Origin of the sequence: Actinomadura fibrosa (genome assembly GCF_900659615.1) — a bacterium.
In the GTDB taxonomy this organism is placed as follows: domain Bacteria; phylum Actinomycetota; class Actinomycetes; order Streptosporangiales; family Streptosporangiaceae; genus Spirillospora; species Spirillospora fibrosa.
Genome location: NZ_CAACUY010000087.1, coordinates 1 through 21227, shown reverse-complemented (window position 1 = coordinate 21227; position 21227 = coordinate 1). Strand labels below are relative to the sequence as shown.

Here is a 21227-nt window from a genome sequence, read left to right as displayed (position 1 = left end):
TCCGGAGGGGTAAACCGGGACAGGGAGAGCGGTCATGGGCAAGAAGGCTCTGATCATCGTGGACGTGCAGAACGACTTCTGCGAGGGCGGCTCGCTCGCGGTGGGCGGCGGCGCGGGCGTGGCCACGGCCATCTCCGGGCACATGGCCGCGCACCGGTCCGACTACGACCACATCGTGGCGACGCGGGACTTCCACCTCGATCCCGGCGCCCACTTCTCCGCGGCGCCGGACTTCGTCGACACGTGGCCGCCGCACTGCGTCATCGGCACGCCCGGCGCCGACTTCCACCCGAACCTCGCGCTCGCGCCCATCGAGGCGGTCTTCAGCAAGGGCCGCGAGACCGCCGCCTACAGCGGCTTCGAGGGCGTCTCCGACGACGACGTGCCGCTCGCGGACTGGCTCGCCGCGCGCGGGGTCGACACCGTGGACATCGTCGGCATCGCCACCGACCACTGCGTCCGGGCCACCGCCGTGGACGCGGCCCGCGCGGGCCTGCGCACGACCGTCCTGCTGGACATGACCGCCGCGGTCAGCAAGGCCACCGCCGACCGGGCCCTGGACGAGCTCAAGAACGTAGGCGTCGCGCTCTCCGGCGCCCCCGTGGCGAGCGCCTGACCGTGGCCGACCGAACCGAGGCCGATTGGGCCAACACGGACGACCCCGCAAGCGAAGGGCCGCCTTCCGCGAGCAACGCGCCGTCGCCGAGCAACGGGCCTTCCGCAGGAGGCGAGCCTTCCTTGGGCGGCGGGCCTTCCGGCGGGGGCGGGCGGTCTTTTCCGGTGGTCATTGTCGTTGCGGGCGTGTCGGGGAGCGGCAAGTCCACTGTGGGGCGCCTGCTCGCTGAGCGGCTCGGCTGGGAGTACGCGGAGGCCGACGACTTCCATCCGCCCGCCAACATCGCCAAGATGCGGGGCGGCACGCCGCTGACCGACGCCGACCGACGCCCCTGGCTCCGCGCGATCGCCGCCTGGATCGACGAACGGATCGCCGCCGGACGGCCCGGCGTCGTCACCTGCTCGGCGCTGAAGCGGGCGTACCGGGAGCCGCTGGCGGGCGGGCGCCCCGGCGTCCGGCTCGTGATGCTCGACGGCGACCGCGACGTCATCGAGGCGCGCATGAAGGCGCGGAAGGGGCACTTCTTCAGCGCCGACCTTCTGGACAGCCAGTTCGCCGACCTGGAGCGTCCCGCGCCCGAAGAGGACGTCGTCATCGTCCCGGTGGAGGACGGGCCGGAGCAGATCGTCGACCGCATCCTGACCGAGCTGCGCCCGAGCGACGGAGCCTAGGAGCGGCGCTTGGCGGCCCATTCGCGGATCTTGTCGATGCGCTTCTTGATGTCGTCGGCGCTCGCCTGCGCGATCGCGGGCCCGCCGCAGGAGCGGCGCAGCTCGTTGTGGATGACGCCGTGCGGCTGCCCCGTGCGGTGGTTCCAGGCGCCGACGAGGCCGTTCAGCTCGCGGCGCAGGGACGCGATGTCCTCGGCGGCGGTGCGGTCGGCGCGCGGGTCGCCGGTCTTCTTGCGGCGCTCGTTGGCGATCTGCTCGGCCTGCCGCTTGCGCAGCAGCTGCGTCACCTGCTCGGGCTCCAGCAGCCCCGGGATGCCGAGGAACTCCTCCTCCTCGGCCGAGCCCGGCTGCGCCTGCATGCCGAACTCGCCGCCGTCGTACAGGACGCGGTCGAACGTCGCGGACGCCTCGACCGTCTCGAACGGCAGCTCCTCGCCGACGTCGGGCGTGTCCTGCTTGCGGTTCGCCTCGGCGAGCAGGTCGTCGTCGAGGCCGTCCTCGCGGACGGGCCGGTCGAGCACGTGGTCGCGCTCGGTCTCCATCTCGGCGGCGTGCCCCATCAGCGTCGGCACCGACGGCAGGAACACCGACGCGGTCTCGCCGCGCCTGCGGGCCCGGACGAAGCGCCCGATGGCCTGCGCGAAGAACAGCGGCGTGCTGGTCGAGGTGGCGTAGACGCCGACGGCGAGGCGCGGGATGTCGACGCCCTCGGACACCATCCGCACCGCGACCATCCAGCGGTCGTCGGTCTCGCCGAACGTCTTGATCTTCTTGGACGCGGACGGGTCGTCCGACAGCACGACCGTCGCGCCCTGGCCGGTCACGGCGCGGAGCATCTTCGCGTAGGCGCGGGCCGCCTCGTGGTCGGTGGCGATGACGAGGCCGCCCGCGTCCGGGATGGCGCGGCGCAGCTCGGTGAGGCGGCGGTCGGCGGCGGCGAGGACCTGCCCGATCCAGTCGCCCTTCGGGTCGAGCGCGGCCCGCCACGCCTGAGCCGTCTGGTCCTGGGTGAGGGGCTCGCCGAGGGTCGCGGTGATCTCGTCGCCGGCGCGGGTGCGCCACCGCATCTCGCCCGCGTACGCCAGGAAGATCACCGGCCGGACGACGCCGTCGGCGAGCGCGGGACCGTAGCCGTAGGTGTAGTCGGCCCGGCTGCGCCGGACGCCGTCGGGCCCCTCCTCGTACTGGACGAAGGGGATCGGGTTGATGTCGGTGCGGAACGGGGTGCCCGACAGCGCCAGCCGCCGCGCCGCGGGCTCGAACGCCTCCCGGACGGCGTCGCCCCACGACAGGCCGTCGCCCGCGTGGTGGACCTCGTCGAAGATGATGAGCGTCTTGCGCGCCTCGGTGCGGTTGCGGTGCAGCGCGGGGCGGGCGGCGACGGTCGCGTACGTCACGGCGATGCCGTGGAAGTCCTTGCCGACGCGGCCCTGCGCGTTCTGGAACTCCGGGTCGATCCTGATGCCGACGCGGGCGGCCGACTCGGCCCACTGCCGCTTCAGGTGCTCGGTGGGGCACACCACCGTGATGGCGGAGACGATGCGGCGCTCCATCAGCTCGCGCGCGAGGCGCAGCGCGAACGTCGTCTTACCGGCGCCGGGCGTCGCGACGGTGAGGAAGTCGCGCGGGCCCGGCTTCGTCCCGTCAACGCCGAAGTAGGCTTCGAGCGCCTGCTGCTGCCAGGCACGCAGGGACGACGCCGTCCCCCAGGCGGCCCGCTCGGGGAAGGCGGGAGGCATGCTCGATGCGGCGAAGGTGCTCACGGTCATTGAAGGCTACCGAGCCCCACCGACAGATCGTGCCCCGGTGCCCGCTCCTGTGCCGCGATCCACACCGCCGGACGCCGCTCGCCGGCGCGCCTCGGCACGGTGCCGGAGCGCCCGGTAAGCCGTCCACGCGGCCCGGATGAGCCGTCCCTGACCTGGGGTGAACTCCCGCATGCACGTGTCCCAGCCGTAGTTCATGAAGTTGTGGACGGAGTCCGTGCCCGGCCGAGGACAGCTGTCGCGGACGCGGGGGCAACCTTGTGCGGGCCCCGCTTCGTACGGAGTGTCGTCCACCCCGTCCCCGGGATCCTCGCAGCCGTTCTCGAACGTGTGGAGCAGGCCGAACCAGTGCCCGATCTCGTGGACGGCCGTGTAGCCGCGCTGGAAGTGCGCGAGGGCGCCGCCCGGCAGCGTCCGGTAGTCGATGACGACGCCGTCCGTGCGCGGCCTTTTCCGGGACGTGTGGGGGAACGTGGAGAAGCCCAGCACATCGTGGTCCATGGTCGCGGTGAAGACGTTCAGCGTTCCGGGGCCGCCCCGGCGGAGGCGCGCCTTGATCTGGCGGTCGTACCGCCGCGGATGCCGGAACCACGCGGTCCTGTCCGTGACGTCGTAACCGGCGAGCCGGAACCCGACGCCCGTGTCGGCGCCGCCCAGCCTCCCCCTGTACGCGGCGTTCAGGATGGCGATCTGCCGCCGGACGGCCCGCCGCGACACCCGTCCGGCCCGCCCTGCGTGTTCGCCGGTCAGCACGTGGAAGCGCACCGGCACGATGATCCGCTCGCGTTTCCGGCGGGCCGACTCGTCCATGGACGCGCCGGAACGCCGCCGCAGATCGTCGAGCATCGCGGTCACCTCGTCCGGCCCCAGGTCGTCGGTGTCGCCCGAGGCGCGGCGCACGGCCTCCGGGCGGGCCGCCGGAGCCGCGTTCTCTCGCTGGACGCACGCCGCCCGCTCCGCGTCCCGTCCCGGCGCCGCCTGACCGCCCCCTCGGCCGCCACCCTGGTCACCCATCGCACTCGACGCCGTGCACACCGTGACCATCAGTGCGCACAGCGAAGCCCCGGCCAAAAGCCGCATCCATCCCCCCGGACGGTCTCCCCCAGCTCACCAGGGCACGCCCGGACGCGGCGCCACCCCGGACGCCGCGTCCCCGGCGGCCTCAGCCGCTCGTCACTCCTCGTTCCCGCCGCCCGGCTTCATGGATTCGTAGATCTCCTTGCACTCGGGGCAGACGGGGTACTTCTTCGGGTCCCGGTTCGGCACCCAGACCTTGCCGCACAGCGCGATCACCGGCGTGCCGGTCACCGCGCTCTCGGTGATCTTGGCCTTCTTCACGTAGTGGGCGAACCGCTCGTGGTCGCCGTCACCGTGCGAAAGGTCCGGCCGGACATCGCTCTGGGTGTCGCCGTCGGGAAGGATCTTCGTACTCACGTCCATCACCTTAGTTCAGCGTCGGGTCCTCGGGAAAAGTGGAGACGAACGCCAGGTCGCCGCCCTGCCTGCGGAGCACCTCCTGCCAGAGCCGCTCCGGGTCCGGGGCGAACACGTCCCCGGCCTCCGCGGGGACGAGGTACCAGGCGCCCTCCTCGACCTCCGTGCGGAGCTGCCCGGCGGACCAGCCGGAGTATCCGGCGAACACCCGCAGCTGCAGCACCTCGGGGGCCAGCAGCGCGGGCGGGGCGTCCAGGTCGACGAGACCGACCCGGGCGACCTCGGCGCCGCCGTCCAGGGCCCGCCAGCCGAGCGGCTCGTCCTCCCCGGGCAGGCGGGCCAGGGCCAGCGCGTTGTCGAGCGCCACGGGACCGCCCTGGAACACCACGGACGGGCCGGTCACGAGCTCCGCCCAGGGGGCGAGGACGCGGTCCACGGGCACCTCGGTCGGCCGGTTCAGGACAACTCCGAGCGTCCCTCCGTCCGTGTCATGTTCGACGACCAGGACGACGCTGCGCCTGAAGTTGGGATCGTCGAGCTGAGGGGTCGCGACCAGCAGAAGCCCCACCCTGATGCCGTCTTCCATGGTCTCCATGATGCGTTGCGCGGAGCACCGGCGGCACGTCCCCCCGCTCGTTAGCCTGTTACGCATTCCTATCGATGGGGATATCGGCAGGACAACGGCTTAGGTTAAGAATGATCTAGGATCACCGGCCGCCCGCGTGGTGTCGCCTCGCGGGCCGGGGAGGAACGCGATGCAGTTGCCCAGGGTCATCATCGCCGCCGTGTTCTTCGTCCTCGGGGCGCTGATCATCACCTCGGCCGTGCTGAAGACATCGTCGGATTCCAGCGCCTCACCGTCGCCGTCCGCCTCCTCCGGCTCGCCGTCGGCGTCGCCCTCGCCCTCGGCCTCCACCTCGACGTCGAAGCGCTCGACGCCGCACCCGTCGCCGACCGCGGCGCAGCCGCTGACCGCCGACATCGGGGGCGTGTCCTGCCCGTCCCGTGAGGTGAGCGTCACCCTCCGCAACACGGGGACGAAGAACCTGGACTACGCGATCGAGAAGAACGACGACACCGCGTCCGCCCCGGGGCAGATCGGCGCCCGGACGACGAAGACGGTCGTCGTCAAGCTCCGCGAGGACCGCCGCACCGTCGTCCAGGTGACCCAGGCGAACAAGCAGGTCGAGACGCGGACGCTCACGGCGAACTGCAAGCGGTCCGGTGCGGCGCCGCCCTCGACGCCGCCGAGCAAGCTCCCGCACACCGGCCCCGACACCGGGCTGTGGGCGAAGGCCGCGACCGGCGTGGCCGCCATGCTCACCGGAGTGATCATCTTCTGGTACGGCGGGATCTGGCCGCGCCGTCGCGAGCAGATCTTCGCCAAGAAGACCGCCGACTGAGCAGGCGGGGCCTGAGGCCTCGACGAGACCCCTGGCCCCCTCAGGTTCCGCGCGATCTCAGAGCTCGGTGCGGGGACGCCCGCCCGCGGCCTCGCGGACGGCGCCCGCCACGCGGTTGCTGACGTCCGGGTGGAAGACGCTCGGGACGATGTAGTTCGGGCCGAGCTCGTCCGGCGTCACGACCTCCGCGAGGGCCTTCGCCGCCGCGGCGAGCATCACCAGCGTGACGCCGTCGGCCTGCGCGTCCAGCAGGCCGCGGAAGACGCCCGGGAACGCCAGCACGTTGTTGATCTGGTTCGGGTAGTCGCTGCGGCCGGTCGCGACGACCGCGGCGTGCTCGCGCGCCTCGTCCGGCGACACCTCGGGCTCGGGGTTGGCGAGGGCGAACACGATCGCGTCGTCGTTCATCGTCGCGATGTCGTCACCGGTCAGGATGCCGGGCGCCGAGACGCCGATGAACACGTCGGCGTCCTTGACCGCGCCGCGCAGGTCGCCCGCGTAGCCGCCCTCGTTCGTGTTCTCGGCGATCCAGCGGAGCGAGTCGTCGAGGTCGTCGCGGCCCCGGTGGACCGCGCCGCGGTAGTCGCACACGATGAGGTCGCGCGCGCCCGCGTGCTTCAGCAGCTTGAGGATCGCGCTGCCGGCCGCGCCCGCGCCCGCCATCGTGATCCGGACGTCGCCGATGTCCTTGCCGACGACGCGCAGCGCGTTGGTCAGCGCGGCCAGCACGCAGATCGCGGTGCCGTGCTGGTCGTCGTGGAAGACCGGGATGTCGAGCAGCTCGCGCAGCCGGGCCTCGACCTCGAAGCAGCGCGGCGCGGAGATGTCCTCCAGGTTGATGCCGCCGAACGCGGGGGCGAGAATCTGCACGGTCCGGACGATCTCGTCGGTGTCCTGGGTGTCGAGGCAGATCGGCCACGCGTCGATCCCGGCGAACCGCTTGAACAGCGCCGCCTTGCCCTCCATCACCGGCAGCGCGGCCTCCGGGCCGATGTTGCCGAGGCCCAGCACGGCCGACCCGTCGGTCACCACCGCGACGCTGTTGCGTTTGATCGTCAGTCGCCGGACGTCCTCGGGGTTGCGGGCGATCGCCAGCGAGACGCGGGCGACGCCGGGCGTGTAGGCCATCGACAGCTCGTCGCGGGTGCGCAGCGGCACCTTCGACTGCATCTCGATCTTGCCGCCGAGGTGCATCAGGAACGTGCGGTCGCTGACCTTGTGGATCTTGATGTCGGGCACCTGCTCCAGCGCGCCGGCGATCGCCTCGGCGTGCTGGGTGTCGCGGGTGGCGATGGTCACGTCGATGCGCAGCGTCTCGTGGCCGGCCGTGTTCACGTCGAGGGCCGTGACGATCCCGCCCGCGTTCTCGACCACGTGCGTGATCTGGCTGACCGCCTTGCCGCCGGCCGGGACCTCCAGCCGGACGGTGATGGAGTAGGACACGCTGGGCACGCTCGCCACGACACTTGCTCCTCTGTACCGGGTACGTCCTTGTCCCGGGTGCATCGTCCCACGGCGGGGCGGTGCGTCCGGGCGCCGCCGCCCGGCCTTCCCCCGGCTCAGGACGCCCGTGCCGCGGTCACGATCAGTTCGACGGCGGCGGACGCGGGCAGCCTCGTGGTGTCGACGACGAGGTGGTAGAGCCGCGGGTCGGCGGGATCGACCCCGTAAAAGTGCTTCACGTAGGCCGTGCGGGCGCGGTCGTTGTCATCGAGCATACGCTCCACATCGCGTCCGGGAGGCCCGGTCGGCCCGTCCGACCGGCGGATCTCCCGCGCCGCGACGGCGAGGCGCCGCTCCCGCGGCCCGTCCAGCCGGACGTGCAGCGCGTCCGGGCGGTCCGCCAGCACCACCGCGGCGGCGCGGCCGAGCAGCACGCCCCCGCCGCCGTCGGCGACGCGGTTGAGCACGCCCTCGGTGCGCTCGACGAACTGCTCCGGCGGCACGATGGCCTGGCTCGGGACGTAGACGTCCATGCCGCCCAGCGCGACCTGGGGCAGCCGCGCGGCGCCCGCGAGGATGCGGCCGATCCCGCTCTCGGCGCGCCCGTCGTGGGCGAGCGCCTCCTCCAGCGTGCAGCCGATCTCCCCGGCGACGAGCTCGGGGATGGCGCGGTCGACGAACGGCAGCCCGAGGCGGTCCGCCACGGCCGGGCCCACCACCGCGCCGCGCGCCCCGAAGGTGGCCGAGATGGTGATGACACGGGCATCCATTCCGGATTGATGCCCGTTTCCGGCGTCGCCTACGTCGGCCACGCGGGATTCGTCACCCGCGCGGCCCGCACGCGCCCGGCCAGCACCCGCACCGTCAAGACACGACCGTCAGAACAGGACGGCCAGAACACGACCGTGACAGTTCCCGTCAGAACACGACGGCCAGAACAGGCCGCGTCAGGACAGGCCCCGTCAGAACAGGGCCGCCTGGAGGGAGCGGCGCGCCTTGCCGACGCGCGGGTCGTCCGGCGCCAGCAGCTCGAACAGCGACAGCAGGTGCTTGCGGACCGCGTCGCGGTCGTCGCCGGCGCTGCGCCGCACCGCGCCGAGCAGCCGCTCGAAGGCCTGGTCGATGCGCCCCGACACCATCTCGACGTCGGCGGCGTCCATCTGGGCCCGCACGTCGCCCGGCTTGGCGTCGGCGTCCTGGACGGTGCGCTCCGGGTCGAGGGAGCCGACCCGCCGGCTCAGCTCGATCAGCGCGAGGCCCTGCTTGGCATGCTCGTCGCGCGGGTTCCTGCTGAGCAGCTGCTCGAAGGCGGCCTTCGCCCCGTCGAGGTCGCCGCGCTGGAGGGCGTCCTCCGCCGCCCCGTACACCGGGTCGCCCGCGGGCTCCGCCGCCTCGGCGGCCCCGGGCGCGCCCTCGGGCGCCTCCGGGAGGATGCCCTCCTTGCGCAGCGCGTCGAAGAGCTGGTCGATGGCCTGCCGCACCTGCGGTTCCGGCGCCGCGCCGTTGAGGAACGGCAGCAGCTGCCCGCCCACGACGGCCGCGACGAACGGGATGCCCCGCACGCCCATCTGCTGCATGTAGGCGCCGAGCTGCGGGTTGGCGTCGATGTCGACCTTCGCCAGCACCCACGCGCCGGCCGCCTCCGTCGCGAGCTTCTCCAGGATGGGGCTGAGCTGCTTGCACGGCCCGCACCACTCGGCCCAGAAGTCCACGAGGACGGGGACGCTCTGCGACCGCTCCACGACCTCGGTGTTGAACGTCTGGTCGGTGACGTCCACGACGTACTGGCCGCCGGCTCCGGCCGCGGTGCCCGCGGGCGCCGCGCCGCCCTGAGCCTGGCGTTCCTGCTGCTTCCTGACGGCCGCCTGGCGCGCCCCCAGGTCAATGGCCCCGTGCAACGAAAAGTCCCGAGAAGGCATGGGTCCATCCTGCCCCATGACCGCCCCCGGCTGTACGCCCGTCCGCTCCCAGCGGAGCGCGCCGCACCGGCCCGGGCGCCCGCGTCGCCCCGCTCCGGGATGGGCCACGACAATTGTCCGCCTTTCTCGAATTCCCGTTCCCGCAGCGGAAGGCAAAGGATCCGGGCACCCCGCCGTGAACGGAGAAAGAATGCTGACAGCCATCACCAAGCACGGTTATAGTCACGCTGTCGCTGCATCGCGGCACGGCAAAAGAGATCCGGTGTCCCGGAGCCGTTTCGAGACGGCCCGCCGGCCGGACGTGCACGGCGTGGTACGCAAGCCACCGGTGCGCCTCGCACGGCCGTCGCGATCGCATGACGAGCAACGGGGGGAAAGTAGTGATCGCGGATTTTCCCGCGATCGTGGCTCAAGGAATGGGTGTCCGCCGCGGGGGGCGGTGGCTCCTGCGCCCGGTGACCTTCGGCGTGGCCGAAGGCGTGGTCGGCCTGGTCGGCCCACCTGGTGTCGGTAAATCCACTCTGCTGGCCACGTTCGCGACCTTGCGCCGGCCGAATACCGGCGCACTGCACATTCTGGGACATGACACAGCGCATGCCGTCGGCCTGCGCGCCGCGCGGGCCCGGATCGGCTATCTGCCGGGCCGGCTGTCCCGCGCGGAGCACATGACGGCGGGAGAGTTCGTCGCCTATGCGGCCTACTACAAACGGACGAGCGCCTCGGCCGCGCGCGACATGGTGAAGCGGCTGGACCTCACCGAGGCCGCCGGCACCGAGCTGTCGCTGCTCCCGCCGGACGTGCGCCTGCGCGCCGGGATCGCGGCGGCGTGCGTCCACCGGCCCGACGTGGTCCTGCTGGACGACCCGTTCGGGCGGCTGTGCGCCGCCGCCGAGCCCTGGCCCGCCGGCGCGGCCGGTCCCGGACCGGGCGCGCGGGCCGCCGCGGTGGCGGAGCTGATGCCGGTCGTCCGGTCGCTCGCGCCCACGGTGGTGATCAGCTCCGACGCGCGCGAGACCCTCACCGGGTGGTGCGACCGGCTGCTCTCCCTCGCCCGCGGCCGGCTGACGGAGCTTCCCGCGCAGTCGGCGGCGGCGCGCCGCGGCCGCTCGTCCGCCGACCGCCGCGATCCGGCTGCCCGTCGCGACCCGGCCGACCGCCGTGATTCCGCCGGTCGCCGTGACCCGGCCGACCGAACGCCGCCCGACCGCTCCGAAACCGGCCGCTTCAGGCCCAGCCGACCTCCTGCCGACCGGCCCCCACCCGATCGCTCTGCTTCCGAGTGGCCCGCCTTGGGGCGGCATGCATCCGACCGGGCCGCCGCGTCCGAGCGGCCTGCATCCGACTTGGCCGCATCTGAGCGGGCCGGGTCCGAGCGGACCGCGTCCGAACGCCTTGCATCCGAGCGGGCCGTGTCCGGGGAGCGTCGGGTGGCCGCCGGCAGGCGCGCGGGTGGTGAGCACCGGGCCGGTGACCCGCGGCCCGCGGGCGCGGGCGCCCGGCGCGCGGCCGCGCCGAAGCGGCGGCCCGCGCGGCTCGTCCTCCCGCAGATGACCAGATCGCGGGCCAACCCGGCGCCCGCCGGGAGCGGCGCCGGTGTCTGACCTCGGACGGGTGCTCCGGCTGGACGCCCGCCGTACGGCGCTGCTGGTGGCGGTGCCGGTCCTCACGCTGGTCGGCATCGCGGCGGCGGCGTCGTCCCTCACGCCCTCCGTGGCCTACTGGGACGACTCCGTCGTGGCCCTGCTCGACGCGGTGCGGCTCCTCGGCCCGCTGGCCGCGGGGCTGGCCGCGTGGACGGCGGTGCGCGAGCGCCCCCTCGACTACCTGCGCCATCTCACCGCGCGCTCGCCCGCCACCGGCGTCCTGTTCGACCTGCTGCTGCTGTCGGTCGCCGCGCTGGCCGCGTACGCCGCGGTCACCACGGTGGTGGCCGGCATCACGGTCGTGCACGCGGCGGCGGGCGGCCCGCCCGCGCTCGGGGTCGTCGCGGGCGCGGGCACGCTCGTCCTGCACGTGGTCGCCGGCTACCTGGCTGGACGCGCCTTCCCGCACCGGGCCACCGCGGCGATGGTGCTGGCCGCCGCGTCCCTGTGGTCGGCGCTCCGCGTGCCGGGCGCGGCCTGGTGGAGCCTGCTGCCCCCGGCGGCGTTCGAGCGCGTCCACCTGTTCGCGGCGCTGCGCCCGGCGGTGCTCGCCGACCAGGTCGCCCTGTCGGTCGGGCTGACCGCCGCGCTGGTCCTCTGGTACGTGGTGTGGGCGACGCGGCGGCTGGTCACCGTCGTCCCGCTGGCCGTGGCCGTGGCGGTGGCCGTCATCGCGGGCGTGGGCCTCTACGGCTCCGGCGGCGGGACGGTCTCGCCCGTGCCCGCGGAGCCGGTGTGCCGGGAGTGGCCGCTGACCGTCTGCGTCCACCCCGCGCTCCGGGAGGCGCTGCCCGCCCTCATGGCGGTCGCGACGCCGCTCGCCGCGCGGCTCGACGGGACGCCCGGCGCCTTCACCCGCGTCGAGCAGCGGCCGGCGTGGATCCCCGCCGAGATCGTGGACGGCGTCGCGGGCGTCCATCTCGACGAGGACCTCGCGCCCGGGTTCGAGGAGCGGGCCGTCCGGGAGATCCGCGACGGCCTGCTGGACGGCTCCGCGTGCGCGGGTCCCCGGCGTCCCGTGTCGGACGGCTACGGGGGGCTCGTGGACGCGTGGCTCACGGGCGAGGAGCCGCCCGCCGTGCCCGACGAGCGGGCGGCGCGCAGGTTCGCGTCGTGGGGCGAGCTCCGGCGCCGCGAGTGGCTGCGGCTGCGGTTCGCGCGCTACCGGTCGTGCTCGCTCGGCGCGGACGACTTCGGCGCCGGGTCGCCGGGCCGGGGCCTGAACGCGTACGCGCCCCGGACGGCTCCGCGGACGACCCGCGAGGTCGGCGACGAGAAACCCTCTGCGTGACCGCGGCCGGATCCCCCCAGACCTGCCGCGGCCACGCAGAAGCCTTTGCGGGCGCTCAGCCCCGGGCGGCCGCCTGCGGGACGTTCCCGGCGGCCACCGGGGGCTTGGCCCAGTAGTGCTCGACGAGGAAGGGCGCCACGGGCAGGACCGAGGCGACGAGGGCGAGCGCCGTGCGCTTCAGGTCCCAGCGGAGCGGCTGCCGGACGACGAACACCAGCCCGACGTAGGCGAGGAACAGGATCCCGTGGATCGGACCCATGATCTGGACGCCCGCGGGCGCGTCCGCCATGTACTTGAACGGCATGGCGATCAGCAGCAGCACCAGGAACGAGACCGCCTCGGCGATCGAGACGATCCGGAAAGCACGAACGATGTCCACGCCCGGTCAACGCCCGGGAGCCCGCGGAGGTTTCGGCCCGCCGTATGGTCCCGCTCACACAGGGTCGCTCCTGACACTCCGCGCGCGATCGCGACGCTCGTTCCTCCCGGTTCCGGTCATGCCGGAATCCGCCCGCCGAGCGTCCCGATCTTGGTGTAAGGCTCTCGAACCGCGGAGACAGGTGAGGGTGCCTCCTCTTCGGGAATGCCGGGTACATGGCCCGATCGGAATCGAAGAAAGACGCCCCCGGCAAGCCCGCCGCCGCGCGGGCCGTCGAGCGCGCCGACGAACGCGTCCCGGAGCGCGGCCGCGAGACCCGGCCGGCCCCCCGGCGCGGCGGCGGGTTCCGCACCGCGCTGCTGCTGGTCGTGGCGACCGTCGCGGTCGTCCTGCTGGCCCAGCAGACGCTGCGCATGCTGCCGCACTGGCTGAACCCCTTCGCCGAGGAGACCAAGGACCGCAGCGGCCCCGTCCTGCTCCAGTCGATCCGCGACCTGCACCGCTACGAGGCCGCCAGCGGCAACTACCAGGTCGTCGTCGACCTGGAGAAGGACGCCAAGTTCCTCCCGGGCGCCCTGCGCGGCAAGCGCACGCTGTTCATCGGCAACGGCTCCGTGGACGCCTACATCGACTTCTCCAGGCTCGCCTCCGGCGCCATCACGGTGAACTCCGAGCGGACGGTCGCGACCGTCACGCTGCCGCCCGCCCAGCTCGAACCCACCAACCTCGACACCAAGCGCAGCTACGTGTTCGCCACCGAGCGCGGGCTGTTCAACCGCTTCGGGGACTTCTTCAGCGGCAACCCGAACAACCAGCAGCAGCTCTACGTCCTGGCGAGCCAGAAGATCCAGACCGCGGCCACCGAGAGCGGCCTCCGGCAGCGCGCCGACGCCAACGCCAAGTCGATGCTGGAGAACATGCTCAAGGCGCTCGGCTTCAAGACGGTCACCGTGAAGCAGGCGACCGCCCAGTAACACGGGCGCCCTGGAGCGGTGCGGGTCAGGCGGCGGGCGGGGCGGGGACGCGGAGGATCAGCGCGTCGCCCTGGCCGCCGCCGCCGCACAGGCCCGCCGCGCCCGTCCCGCCGCCGCGGCGCCGCAGCTCGTACGCCAGGTGCAGGGCGATCCGCGCGCCGGACATGCCGACCGGGTGGCCGAGGGCGATGGCGCCGCCGTTCACGTTGACCTTGTCGGCGTCCACGCCGAGGTCGCGCATCGACTGGACGCCGACCGCGGCGAACGCCTCGTTGATCTCGATGAGGTCCAGGTCGGCGACGTCCAGACCCTCCTTGCCGAGCGCGTGCTTGATCGCGTTGGCCGGCTGCGACTGGAGGGAGTTGTCCGGGCCCGCGACGTTGCCGTGCGCGCCGATCTCGGCGAGCCAGCTCAGGCCGAGCTCCTCGGCCTTGGCCTTCGACATCACGACCACGGCGGCGGCGCCGTCGGAGATCTGCGAGGACGAGCCCGCGGTGATCGTCCCCTCCTTGGAGAACGCGGGACGGAGCCGGGCGAGCGACTCGGCGGTGGTGTCGCCGCGCACGCCCTCGTCGGTCGCGAACACGATCGGCTCGCCGCGCCGCTGCGGGATCTCGACCGGCGCGATCTCGTCGTCGAAGACGCCGTTCTTGATCGCGGCGGCGGCGCGCTGGTGCGAGCGCGCGGAGAACTCGTCCTGCTCCTCGCGGGTGATGCCGAGCCTGGCGTTGTGGTGCTCGGTCGACTCGCCCATGGAGACGCCGTCGAACGCGTCGGTGAGCGCGTCGTAGGCCATGTGGTCGAGGACCTCGATCGAGCCGTACTTGTAGCCGCCGCGCGACTTCGGCAGCAGGTGCGGGGCCTGGGTCATGGACTCCATGCCGCCCGCCACGACGATGTCGAACTCGCCCGCCCGGATGAGCTGGTCGGCGAGCGCGATCGCGTCCAGCCCCGACAGGCACACCTTGTTGATCGTGATGGACGGGACGCTCATCGGGATGCCCGCCTTGACCGCCGCCTGCCGGGACGGGATCTGGCCGGCGCCCGCCTGGAGGACCTGTCCGAGGATGACGTACTGCACCTGGTCTCCGGAGACTCCCGCCCGCTCCAGCGCGGCCTTGATCGCGTGCGCGCCGAGGTCGGCGGCGGAGAAGTCCTTCAGCGAGCCGAGCAGGCGACCGACAGGGGTGCGCGCTCCGGCGACGATCACGGACGTGGCGGTCATGCTGGGGCCTCCAGGGGTGGTGCGCGGCGACGTTTGCCACCATACCTAGGAGGAGGCCCCGCCTTTCCGTTCGCCCCCGTCCGTCCTGCTTCGAGGGAGAAACGCCCATGCTGACCCGAATCGACCACATCGGCATCGCCTGCCACGACCTGGAGGCCACCGTCGCCTTCTACCGGGAGACCTACGGCTTCGCCGACGCGCACTTCGAGGTCAACGAGGAGCAGGGGGTGCGGGAGTGCATGCTCAAGATCAACGAAACGGGGGACGGCGCCGCGAGCTACCTCCAGCTCATCGAGCCGATCCGCGAGGACTCGGCGGTCGCCAAGTGGCTCGCCAAGAACGGCGAGGGCGTCCACCACATCGCGTTCGGCACCGACGGCGAGGTCGCCGACGAGGCCGCGGGCATCGCGGGCAAGGGCGTGCGGGTGCTGTACGACGCGCCGCGCAAGGGCTCCATGGGCTCGCTGATCAACTTCCTGCACCCGAAGGACTGCCACGGGGTGCTGACCGAGCTCGTCCAGAAGCCCTGACCTCGGGCTCGGCCGGCCCCGCGCCGCACCCGATGCGCATCCGGGCCGCATCCGGGTGCGCATCCGGTCCGCCGCCCGCCGCGTACCACAGAAATCCCCCGGCGCGGCGGCGCTGCGACACGCCCGGATCGTGACGTGTTCGATATCACTGCGCGGAAGGGCGGGCACGGACCGCCGCTCTGTGACCGTTCGGACACATCTGGTGCATTTGCGGGGCCGGTAGCTGGGCGGCCGGGGCCCGGACCAGCATGATCACAAAAGGGACAAAACACGCAGCGCGTCAAGATGAGCCCCCAACACGGCAGTGTCCGGAGTACGCTTCATTCGCCGGAAGAGGTCTGGGGCACTGCGCCCGCTCATCTGCGTTCGTTCATGCCAGGCGATCAACCGGTCCCCGGAACTACCCGTAGCCCCGTCACATCAGGATTGAGCCACATGCAGTCCGACATCGACGCCCAGCTCAGCAACTTCTTCGAAGACACGCCCCCACGCGAGTTCGACGTGGTGCTTCGCGGCTACGACCGGCACCAGGTCGACGAGCACATCAAGCAGCTCGACAACGAGGTCCGGCAGACGCGCGAGCAGACCCAGGCCCTGCAGCGCGAGCTGTCGGACGCGCACCGCCAGCTCCAGGAGCAGGAACGGCCGACGTACTCCGGCCTCGGCGCGCGCATCGAGCAGCTGCTGCGACTCGCCGAGGAGCAGGCCACCGAACTCGTCCAGGCCGCGCGTTCCGAGGCCAACGAGATCAAGGCCGCGGCCAAGGTCGACGCCGCCGAGCAGCGCGCGACGGCCGAGAACGAGGCCGCCGAGCTGCGCGCGACCGCCCAGCGCGAGGGCGACGACATGCGGAACGCGGCCGAGCGCGAGGCGGAGGAGGTCCGCACCTCCGCCCACCGCGAGGCCGACGAGCTCACCTCGACCACCGAGCGCGAGGTCGCCAAGCTGCGCGCCACCGCCGACCACGAGGTCGCCGAGAAGCGCGCCGCCGCCGAGCGCGAGATCGCCAAGCTGCGCACCACGACCGAGCGCGAGGTCGCCCAGCTGCGCGCCTCGACCAAGCGCGAGCGCGACGAGATCCTCACCACCGCCAAGCGGCAGGCCGACGAGATGCGGGCCCAGGCCCAGCGCATCCTGGAGGAGAGCGAGGCCCAGCGCGCCCAGGCGGAGGCCGAGTTCGAGATCCAGCTCGCCGCCCGCCGCGAGGAGGCCGACCGGCAGGACGCCGAGCGCCACGCCGCCGCGCAGGCCGCGACGCAGAAGCTGGTCGCCGAGGCCGAGCAGCGCGCCGCGTCCGCCGAGCAGCGCGCCGCCAAGGCCACCCAGCAGGCCGAGCAGACCCGGCGCGAGGCCGACTCGCACGCCAAGCAGCTCATGGCGAACGCCCGCAAGAACTCCGACAACGTCATCGCCGAGGCCAAGTCGCAGGCCGAGCAGCTGCTCGCCGAGACCAAGGCCGAGGCCGACCGCGTCCGCACCGCCGCGCAGCGCCAGGTCGACGAGCTGACCCGCCAGCGCGACAGCATCACCAGCCACCTCAACCAGCTGCGCCAGCTCATCGGCGGCGTCGCCCCGGCGATGGGCGGCGAGCCCGAGCTGGCCGCGCCGCCGGAGAAGGCCGCCATCCCGGCCGCCGAGCCGAAGCCGGCCCCGGCGCCGCAGCAGGCCCAGCCGAAGCAGCAGCAGCCGGCCGCCAAGGCCGCGCCCGCCGCCGCCGCGAAGGGCGGCCAGGCCAAGAAGTCCGACGAGGACGACGAGGACTGGTGGCAGGAGTGACCGCCGGCCGGGTGGATCGCCTGCCGTTCACCCGCGCCTGAACGAACGACGCGTGATCGGAAAGCCTAGGGGCATGAACTGCCTCTAGGCTTTCCGCATCTCATGGCAGGACCGAAGAGGAGAGCGGCGTGCCCGACGAGACCCCCCACGAGGACCGCCCCGCGACGTCCCCCGCCCAGGGGGGCTCCGGCGCGGGCGGCGATGTCCCCGCGCCCGCCCCGCCGGCCGACGACGCCCCCGGGCCGTCCGGCCCGGCGTCCGGCCCGCCGGACGAGGGCGAGGCGCGGCCCAGCGGTGCCCTGGATCCGGAGGAGGCCGACGACGGCGTCCAGAAGGAGCGCGACCCGGCCACCGGCGGCCCCGTCGAGCGCCCGCTGCCCGCGAACGTCGTCGAGCCGGTCCCGCCGGAGCCCGACTCCCCGGACCCGGCCCACGACATCGAGCAGCGCAAGCGCGAGGCCGGCGTCGACCACCGGTTCCCGTTCGGCCGGCCCGGTGAGCCGCTCGGCCGCGCGCACCCGTTCATCTTCGGGTTCACCGCCGCGCTCGGCGTGATCACCGCCTGGATGCTGGTCAAGGCGGCCACCAACGCCAAGTCGGTCATCGTGATGATCGTCGTCGCGATGTTCCTCGCGGTGGGCCTCAACCCGGCGGTGGAGCGCCTCCGCAGGTTCGGGCTGCCCCGCGCCGCCGCGGTCGGCGCGGTGTTCCTCGGCGTGCTCGCGTTCTTCGCGGGCTTCGTCGCCTCGCTGGTGCAGCCGGTCTCCGAGCAGGTCACCGAGCTGCGCAAGAGCATCCCCGACTTCGTCACGCAGCTCCAGCACAACCAGCGGCTCGCCGAGTGGGACAAGCGCTACGGGCTGCTCGACCGCGCGCAGGCCGCCGTCAACAGCAAGGGCTTCCAGAGCAGCCTGACCGACACCGCCACCGGCATCGGCAAGGTCGCGATCAACGGCATCTTCCAGACGATCACGATCCTGATCCTCACGCTGTACTTCCTCAGCTCGCTGCCGCAGATCAAGACGTTCTTCTACCAGCTCGCGCCGCGCTCCCGGCGGGCCCGCGTCGCGCTCCTCGGGGACGAGATCCTCGACCGGATCGGCGGGTACGTCGCGGGGCAGTTCACGATCGCGTTCATCGCGGGCGTCTCGTCGTACATCTTCCTGGAGATCATGGGGGTGAAGTACGCCCTCGCGCTGGCGCTGATCGTCGCGGTCACCGACCTGATCCCGCTGATCGGCGCGACGATCGGGGCGGTGATCGTGTGCCTGGTCTCGTTCCTCACCGGGACGATCACCGAGACCGTCATCTGCGTCATCTTCTACGTCGTCTACCAGCAGGTCGAGAACTACTTCGTCTACCCCCGGGTCATGAAGCGCACGGTCGACGTCCAGCCCGCCGTGACCGTGGTCGCGGCGCTCATCGGCGCGGCGCTGCTCGGCGTGGTCGGCGCGCTGCTGGCGATCCCCACGGCGGCGGCGATCGCGCTGATCATCCGGGAGGTCGTCATGCCCCGCCAGGAGACGATGTAGGACGCGCCGCGCGTCGGAGCTGGGCGCGGCCGGTGGCGCGGCGCGGGTCAGTGGCGGGTGCGGGCGAGGGCGGCGGCGAACTCGGCGACGGCCTGGTTGAACAGGTCGGGCTGCTCGACCGCGCACAGGTGGCCGGACCGCGGGATCACCAGCAGCTCCGCGTTCGGCAGCGCGTCCGCCATGGCGCGGGCCTCGTCCTCGCCGGCGAGGACGTCCTCGTCGCCGACCATGACGAGCGCGGGCACCTTCAGGCTCCGGAGGGTCTCGAAGGCGTCGTCCCGGGCCGCCATGGCGCGCTGCGCCCACGCCGCGGCCTGCGGCGGGGTCGCCTGGACGAGGCCGCGCACGCGCCCGTAGACCAGCGCCCGCTGGCGGAGCGTGGTCGGGCCGACGAGGTTCGGCAGGAGGTCGTCCACCAGCGCCTGGATGGTGCCCTCGCGTTCGATCCGCTCGGCCTGCGCGATGCGGACGTCCCGGGCGGCGGCGGAGTCGGCGGAGCCCCGCGTGCTCGCCAGCACCACGCCGAGGACCAGGTCGGGATGGTTGCGGCAGAGCGACATCGCCACGTACCCGCCCATGGACAGGCCGCCGACCACGGCCCGCTGGACGCCGAGGTGGCGGAACAGGCGGGCGACGTCGTCGGCCATCACGTCGATCGAGGGCTCGTCGGCGCCGAGCACCGAGCCGCCGAACCCGCGCAGGTCGGGGGTGATGACGCGGAACCGCCCGGCGAGCCCCTCGCGCTGCGCCAGCCACATCGCCGAGGACAGCGGGAAGGCGTGCAGCAGCACCAGCGGCGTGCCCGACCCGACGTCCCTCGCGTAGAGCTGCACGGTCCTTACATCCTCACGTCGACGTCCCCGACGGCCACCGTCAACCCGACGGCTACGCAATCGTCACCCCAGTCCGGGGTCGGGCGGACGGGTGTGGCCGTGATCGGTCGCGCGGGTTTAGCCTTCCGGGCCGTCCCATTCGGTGGGGAGCGGGTGGGCCGCCGGAGCCACGTGCCGGACGACCTCATTGAGGACGACGCGGACGTACGGCTCCCCCACCCACAGGTGCTTGGCGTTGTCCACGGCGATCACCTCGGCCTGCGGGATCCGCTTGAACCGCTCGCGGGCCTCGGCGGGGCGCAGGTAGTCGTCGAACTCGGGGACGAGCGCCACGACGGGCCGCCCGTCGGCGCCCCAGGCGTCCAGGTCGGCGTCGGTGGCGCGGTGCAGCGGCGGGGAGAGGAGGATCGCGCCCTCGACGAGCGGGTCGCGGCCCCACCGCAGCGCGAGCTCGGTGCCGAACGACCAGCCGAGCAGCCAGGGGCGGGGCAGGTCGTGGTACTCGGTGTACTCCAGGGCGGCCGCGACGTCGAACCGCTCGGTCTCGCCCTCGCCGAACTCGCCCTGGCTCGTGCCGCGCGCCGACGACGTCCCGCGCGTGTTGAACCGCAGCACCGCGACGCCGGCGAGCGCGGGCAGCCGGTAGGACGCCTTGCGGAGGACGTGGCTGTCCATCATGCCCTCGGCGGTGGGCAGCGGATGCAGGCAGACGAGGGTGGCGACGGGCGGGCGGTCCGCGGGCAGGGCCAGCTCGCCGACCAGCTCCAGGCCGTCGGAGGTGTGCAGCGTGATCTCCTCGCGCCGCGCCGGGAGCACGGACGCCGCCCTGATCTCCGCCATCGTTCCCTCTCTCGTGGTCGTGCCGTGGCCCGCGCCGGAGGTGTGCCGGGGGACGGGCCGCCGGGCGTCAGAAGCGCGGGGCGTTCCGCGAGCGCATGATCCGCGGGCCGCGCCGGCCGCGGGCCCGCCAGCAGGGCCGGTGCCAGTGCCGCCGGTCGTCGGCGCCGCCGCGCCCGTCCGCGGGCCAGGCGACGACGTGGGCGACCCCCGGCGGGATCTCCTGGTCGCATCCCGGGCACCGGTAGGCCTTCGTGGCGTTCGCCCCGGCGACCATTCGGACGATCCAGTCGCCGTCCGGTCCCTCCTCGGTCTCCTGAGCCCACGCCCCGCCGCCGCCCTGCGAAGGGCGGCCGGTCAGCGCGCGGCGGTTCTTGCGGGGGCTCATGATTTCCAGGATAGGGCGGCCGTGCCGTGCTGGAATCACCCGGCGGGACGGGGGGTCAGCGCAGCGTCCGCCCGGCGGTGGCGTGCTCGACCAGCAGCGGCACCGGTGCGAGGGCGGGCTCGCGGGTCTCGGCGTGCAGGGCGCGCAGGACGGCGACGGCGCGGTCGAGGCCGAGGCGGTCGAGATCGGCGATCGGCCCGGTGGGGTAGCCGCAGCCCAGGGTCATGGCGGCGTCGATCGCGTCCGCGTCCGCGTAGCCCGCTTCGAGCATGGCCGCGGCGTCGTTGAGGTAGGGGAAGCGCAGCGCGTCCACGATGAACCCGGCGCGGGCGCGGCTGCGGACCGCGGTGAGGCCGAGCCGCCCGGCCATGGCGGCGGCGCGGTCGGCGACGCCGGGGGCGGTCGCGACCGTGGCGGCGATCTCGGCGAGCGTGCCGCCGGCGTCCGGCAGGTGCAGGCCGACGACGTCGCCGGGACGCGCGCCGGATCGCGGCGGCGGGGATCCCGGTGACCGGCGCGACCCGTTCGGGCGGGAAGTCGAGGGAGAGGGCGCGGAGTTCGTCGAGG

General features: G+C 73.4%; 23 protein-coding genes. 9 read left to right on the top strand and 14 right to left on the bottom strand.

Annotated elements, in window-relative coordinates; all coding sequences use genetic code 11:
• Window positions 1–34 precede the first annotated feature (34 nt).
• Both E1300_RS26050 and E1300_RS26045 read left to right on the top strand, forming a co-directional pair.
• Window positions 35–616, top strand: coding sequence for an isochorismatase family protein (locus E1300_RS26050; protein WP_131759698.1), 582 nt, complete (start codon window positions 35–37; stop codon window positions 614–616).
• 164 nt (window positions 617–780) lie between these two features.
• A complete protein-coding gene (locus E1300_RS26045) occupies window positions 781–1287 on the top strand; it encodes a gluconokinase (RefSeq protein WP_242619403.1) in 507 nt (168 codons plus the stop codon).
• On the opposite strand, the gene E1300_RS26040 is transcribed toward E1300_RS26045, so the two are convergent.
• From E1300_RS26040 to E1300_RS50335, 5 genes are all read right to left on the bottom strand, one after another.
• Window positions 1284–3026 carry a DEAD/DEAH box helicase gene (locus E1300_RS26040; RefSeq protein ID WP_131759716.1) on the bottom strand — a complete coding sequence of 581 codons (1743 nt, stop codon included), beginning with the start codon at window positions 3024–3026 and terminating at the stop codon, window positions 1284–1286. The genes E1300_RS26045 and E1300_RS26040 overlap by 4 nt on opposite strands.
• A 36-nt stretch (window positions 3027–3062) precedes the next feature.
• A complete protein-coding gene (locus tag E1300_RS26035; RefSeq protein ID WP_131759696.1) occupies window positions 3063–4067 on the bottom strand; it encodes a zinc metalloprotease in 1005 nt (334 codons plus the stop codon).
• A 159-nt stretch (window positions 4068–4226) separates the two neighbouring features.
• Window positions 4227–4493 carry a DUF3039 domain-containing protein gene (locus E1300_RS26030; protein WP_131759695.1) on the bottom strand — a complete coding sequence of 89 codons (267 nt, stop codon included), beginning with the start codon at window positions 4491–4493 and terminating at the stop codon, window positions 4227–4229.
• Between the two features lie 4 nt (window positions 4494–4497).
• Entirely contained in the window at window positions 4498–5073 is a 576-nt protein-coding gene (locus E1300_RS26025) for a YqgE/AlgH family protein (protein ID WP_131759694.1), read from the bottom strand.
• A 99-nt stretch (window positions 5074–5172) separates the two neighbouring features.
• Complete coding sequence (locus E1300_RS50335; RefSeq protein ID WP_165502997.1) at window positions 5173–5508, bottom strand: hypothetical protein; 336 nt, start codon at window positions 5506–5508, stop codon at window positions 5173–5175.
• Here E1300_RS50335 and E1300_RS26020 point away from each other — a divergent pair.
• Window positions 5498–5890 carry a hypothetical protein gene (locus E1300_RS26020; protein WP_131759693.1) on the top strand — a complete coding sequence of 131 codons (393 nt, stop codon included), beginning with the start codon at window positions 5498–5500 and terminating at the stop codon, window positions 5888–5890. The two genes, E1300_RS50335 and E1300_RS26020, sit on opposite strands and share 11 nt — an antisense overlap.
• 57 nt (window positions 5891–5947) lie before the next feature.
• On the opposite strand, the gene E1300_RS26015 is transcribed toward E1300_RS26020, so the two are convergent.
• The 3 genes from E1300_RS26015 to E1300_RS26005 all read right to left on the bottom strand — a co-directional run bounded on the left by E1300_RS26015 (window position 5948) and on the right by E1300_RS26005 (window position 9231).
• A complete protein-coding gene (locus E1300_RS26015) occupies window positions 5948–7351 on the bottom strand; it encodes an NAD-dependent malic enzyme (protein ID WP_131759692.1) in 1404 nt (467 codons plus the stop codon).
• 98 nt (window positions 7352–7449) lie between these two features.
• The gene (locus E1300_RS26010) at window positions 7450–8103 is read right to left on the bottom strand and encodes a cytidylate kinase-like family protein (RefSeq protein ID WP_131759691.1); all 654 of its coding nucleotides are present in this window, start codon (window positions 8101–8103) and stop codon (window positions 7450–7452) included.
• Window positions 8104–8295: 192 nt separating this feature from the next.
• Window positions 8296–9231 (bottom strand): tetratricopeptide repeat protein, encoded by a 936-nt coding sequence (locus E1300_RS26005; protein ID WP_131759690.1) that lies wholly within the window; start codon window positions 9229–9231, stop codon window positions 8296–8298.
• Window positions 9232–9707: 476 nt separating this feature from the next.
• Between E1300_RS26005 and E1300_RS26000 the strand changes: the two genes are divergently transcribed.
• Window positions 9708–10853 (top strand): ATP-binding cassette domain-containing protein, encoded by a 1146-nt coding sequence (locus E1300_RS26000; protein ID WP_242619402.1) that lies wholly within the window; start codon window positions 9708–9710, stop codon window positions 10851–10853.
• Window positions 10846–12186 carry a hypothetical protein gene (locus tag E1300_RS25995; RefSeq protein ID WP_207399958.1) on the top strand — a complete coding sequence of 447 codons (1341 nt, stop codon included), beginning with the start codon at window positions 10846–10848 and terminating at the stop codon, window positions 12184–12186. The genes E1300_RS26000 and E1300_RS25995 overlap by 8 nt, the downstream gene beginning before the upstream one ends.
• Window positions 12187–12241: 55 nt before the next feature.
• On the opposite strand, the gene E1300_RS25990 is transcribed toward E1300_RS25995, so the two are convergent.
• A complete protein-coding gene (locus tag E1300_RS25990; protein WP_131759689.1) occupies window positions 12242–12565 on the bottom strand; it encodes a DUF3817 domain-containing protein in 324 nt (107 codons plus the stop codon).
• 215 nt (window positions 12566–12780) lie between these two features.
• On the opposite strand from E1300_RS25990, the gene E1300_RS25985 reads away from it, so the two are divergent.
• On the top strand, window positions 12781–13539 hold the full coding sequence (locus tag E1300_RS25985) for a DUF4230 domain-containing protein (protein ID WP_131759688.1): 759 nt from the start codon (window positions 12781–12783) through the stop codon (window positions 13537–13539).
• Window positions 13540–13564: 25 nt separating this feature from the next.
• Here the strand turns inward: E1300_RS25985 and E1300_RS25980 are convergent, their stop codons facing one another.
• Entirely contained in the window at window positions 13565–14764 is a 1200-nt protein-coding gene (locus E1300_RS25980; protein ID WP_131759687.1) for an acetyl-CoA C-acetyltransferase, read from the bottom strand.
• Between the two features lie 107 nt (window positions 14765–14871).
• On the opposite strand from E1300_RS25980, the gene mce reads away from it, so the two are divergent.
• The 3 genes from mce (at window position 14872) to E1300_RS25965 (ending at window position 18602) form a co-directional block, all read left to right on the top strand.
• Window positions 14872–15294, top strand: coding sequence for a methylmalonyl-CoA epimerase (gene mce / locus E1300_RS25975; protein WP_131759686.1), 423 nt, complete (start codon window positions 14872–14874; stop codon window positions 15292–15294).
• Between the two features lie 435 nt (window positions 15295–15729).
• Window positions 15730–17070, top strand: a complete 1341-nt coding sequence (locus E1300_RS25970) for a DivIVA domain-containing protein (RefSeq protein WP_131759685.1) — start codon at window positions 15730–15732, stop codon at window positions 17068–17070.
• 128 nt (window positions 17071–17198) lie between these two features.
• Window positions 17199–18602 carry an AI-2E family transporter gene (locus tag E1300_RS25965; RefSeq protein WP_131759684.1) on the top strand — a complete coding sequence of 468 codons (1404 nt, stop codon included), beginning with the start codon at window positions 17199–17201 and terminating at the stop codon, window positions 18600–18602.
• Window positions 18603–18649: 47 nt separating this feature from the next.
• Here the strand turns inward: E1300_RS25965 and E1300_RS25960 are convergent, their stop codons facing one another.
• The 4 genes from E1300_RS25960 to E1300_RS25945 all read right to left on the bottom strand — a co-directional run.
• Entirely contained in the window at window positions 18650–19435 is a 786-nt protein-coding gene (locus E1300_RS25960; protein ID WP_131759683.1) for an alpha/beta fold hydrolase, read from the bottom strand.
• 117 nt (window positions 19436–19552) lie between these two features.
• Window positions 19553–20275, bottom strand: a complete 723-nt coding sequence (locus E1300_RS25955; RefSeq protein ID WP_131759682.1) for an alpha/beta hydrolase — start codon at window positions 20273–20275, stop codon at window positions 19553–19555.
• Window positions 20276–20342: 67 nt separating this feature from the next.
• The gene (locus tag E1300_RS25950; RefSeq protein ID WP_207399957.1) at window positions 20343–20660 is read right to left on the bottom strand and encodes an Rv1322 family protein; all 318 of its coding nucleotides are present in this window, start codon (window positions 20658–20660) and stop codon (window positions 20343–20345) included.
• A gap of 55 nt (window positions 20661–20715) precedes the next feature.
• A partial coding sequence (locus tag E1300_RS25945; RefSeq protein ID WP_242619401.1) for a 3-hydroxyacyl-CoA dehydrogenase family protein occupies window positions 20716–21227 on the bottom strand: 512 nt, incomplete at its 5' end.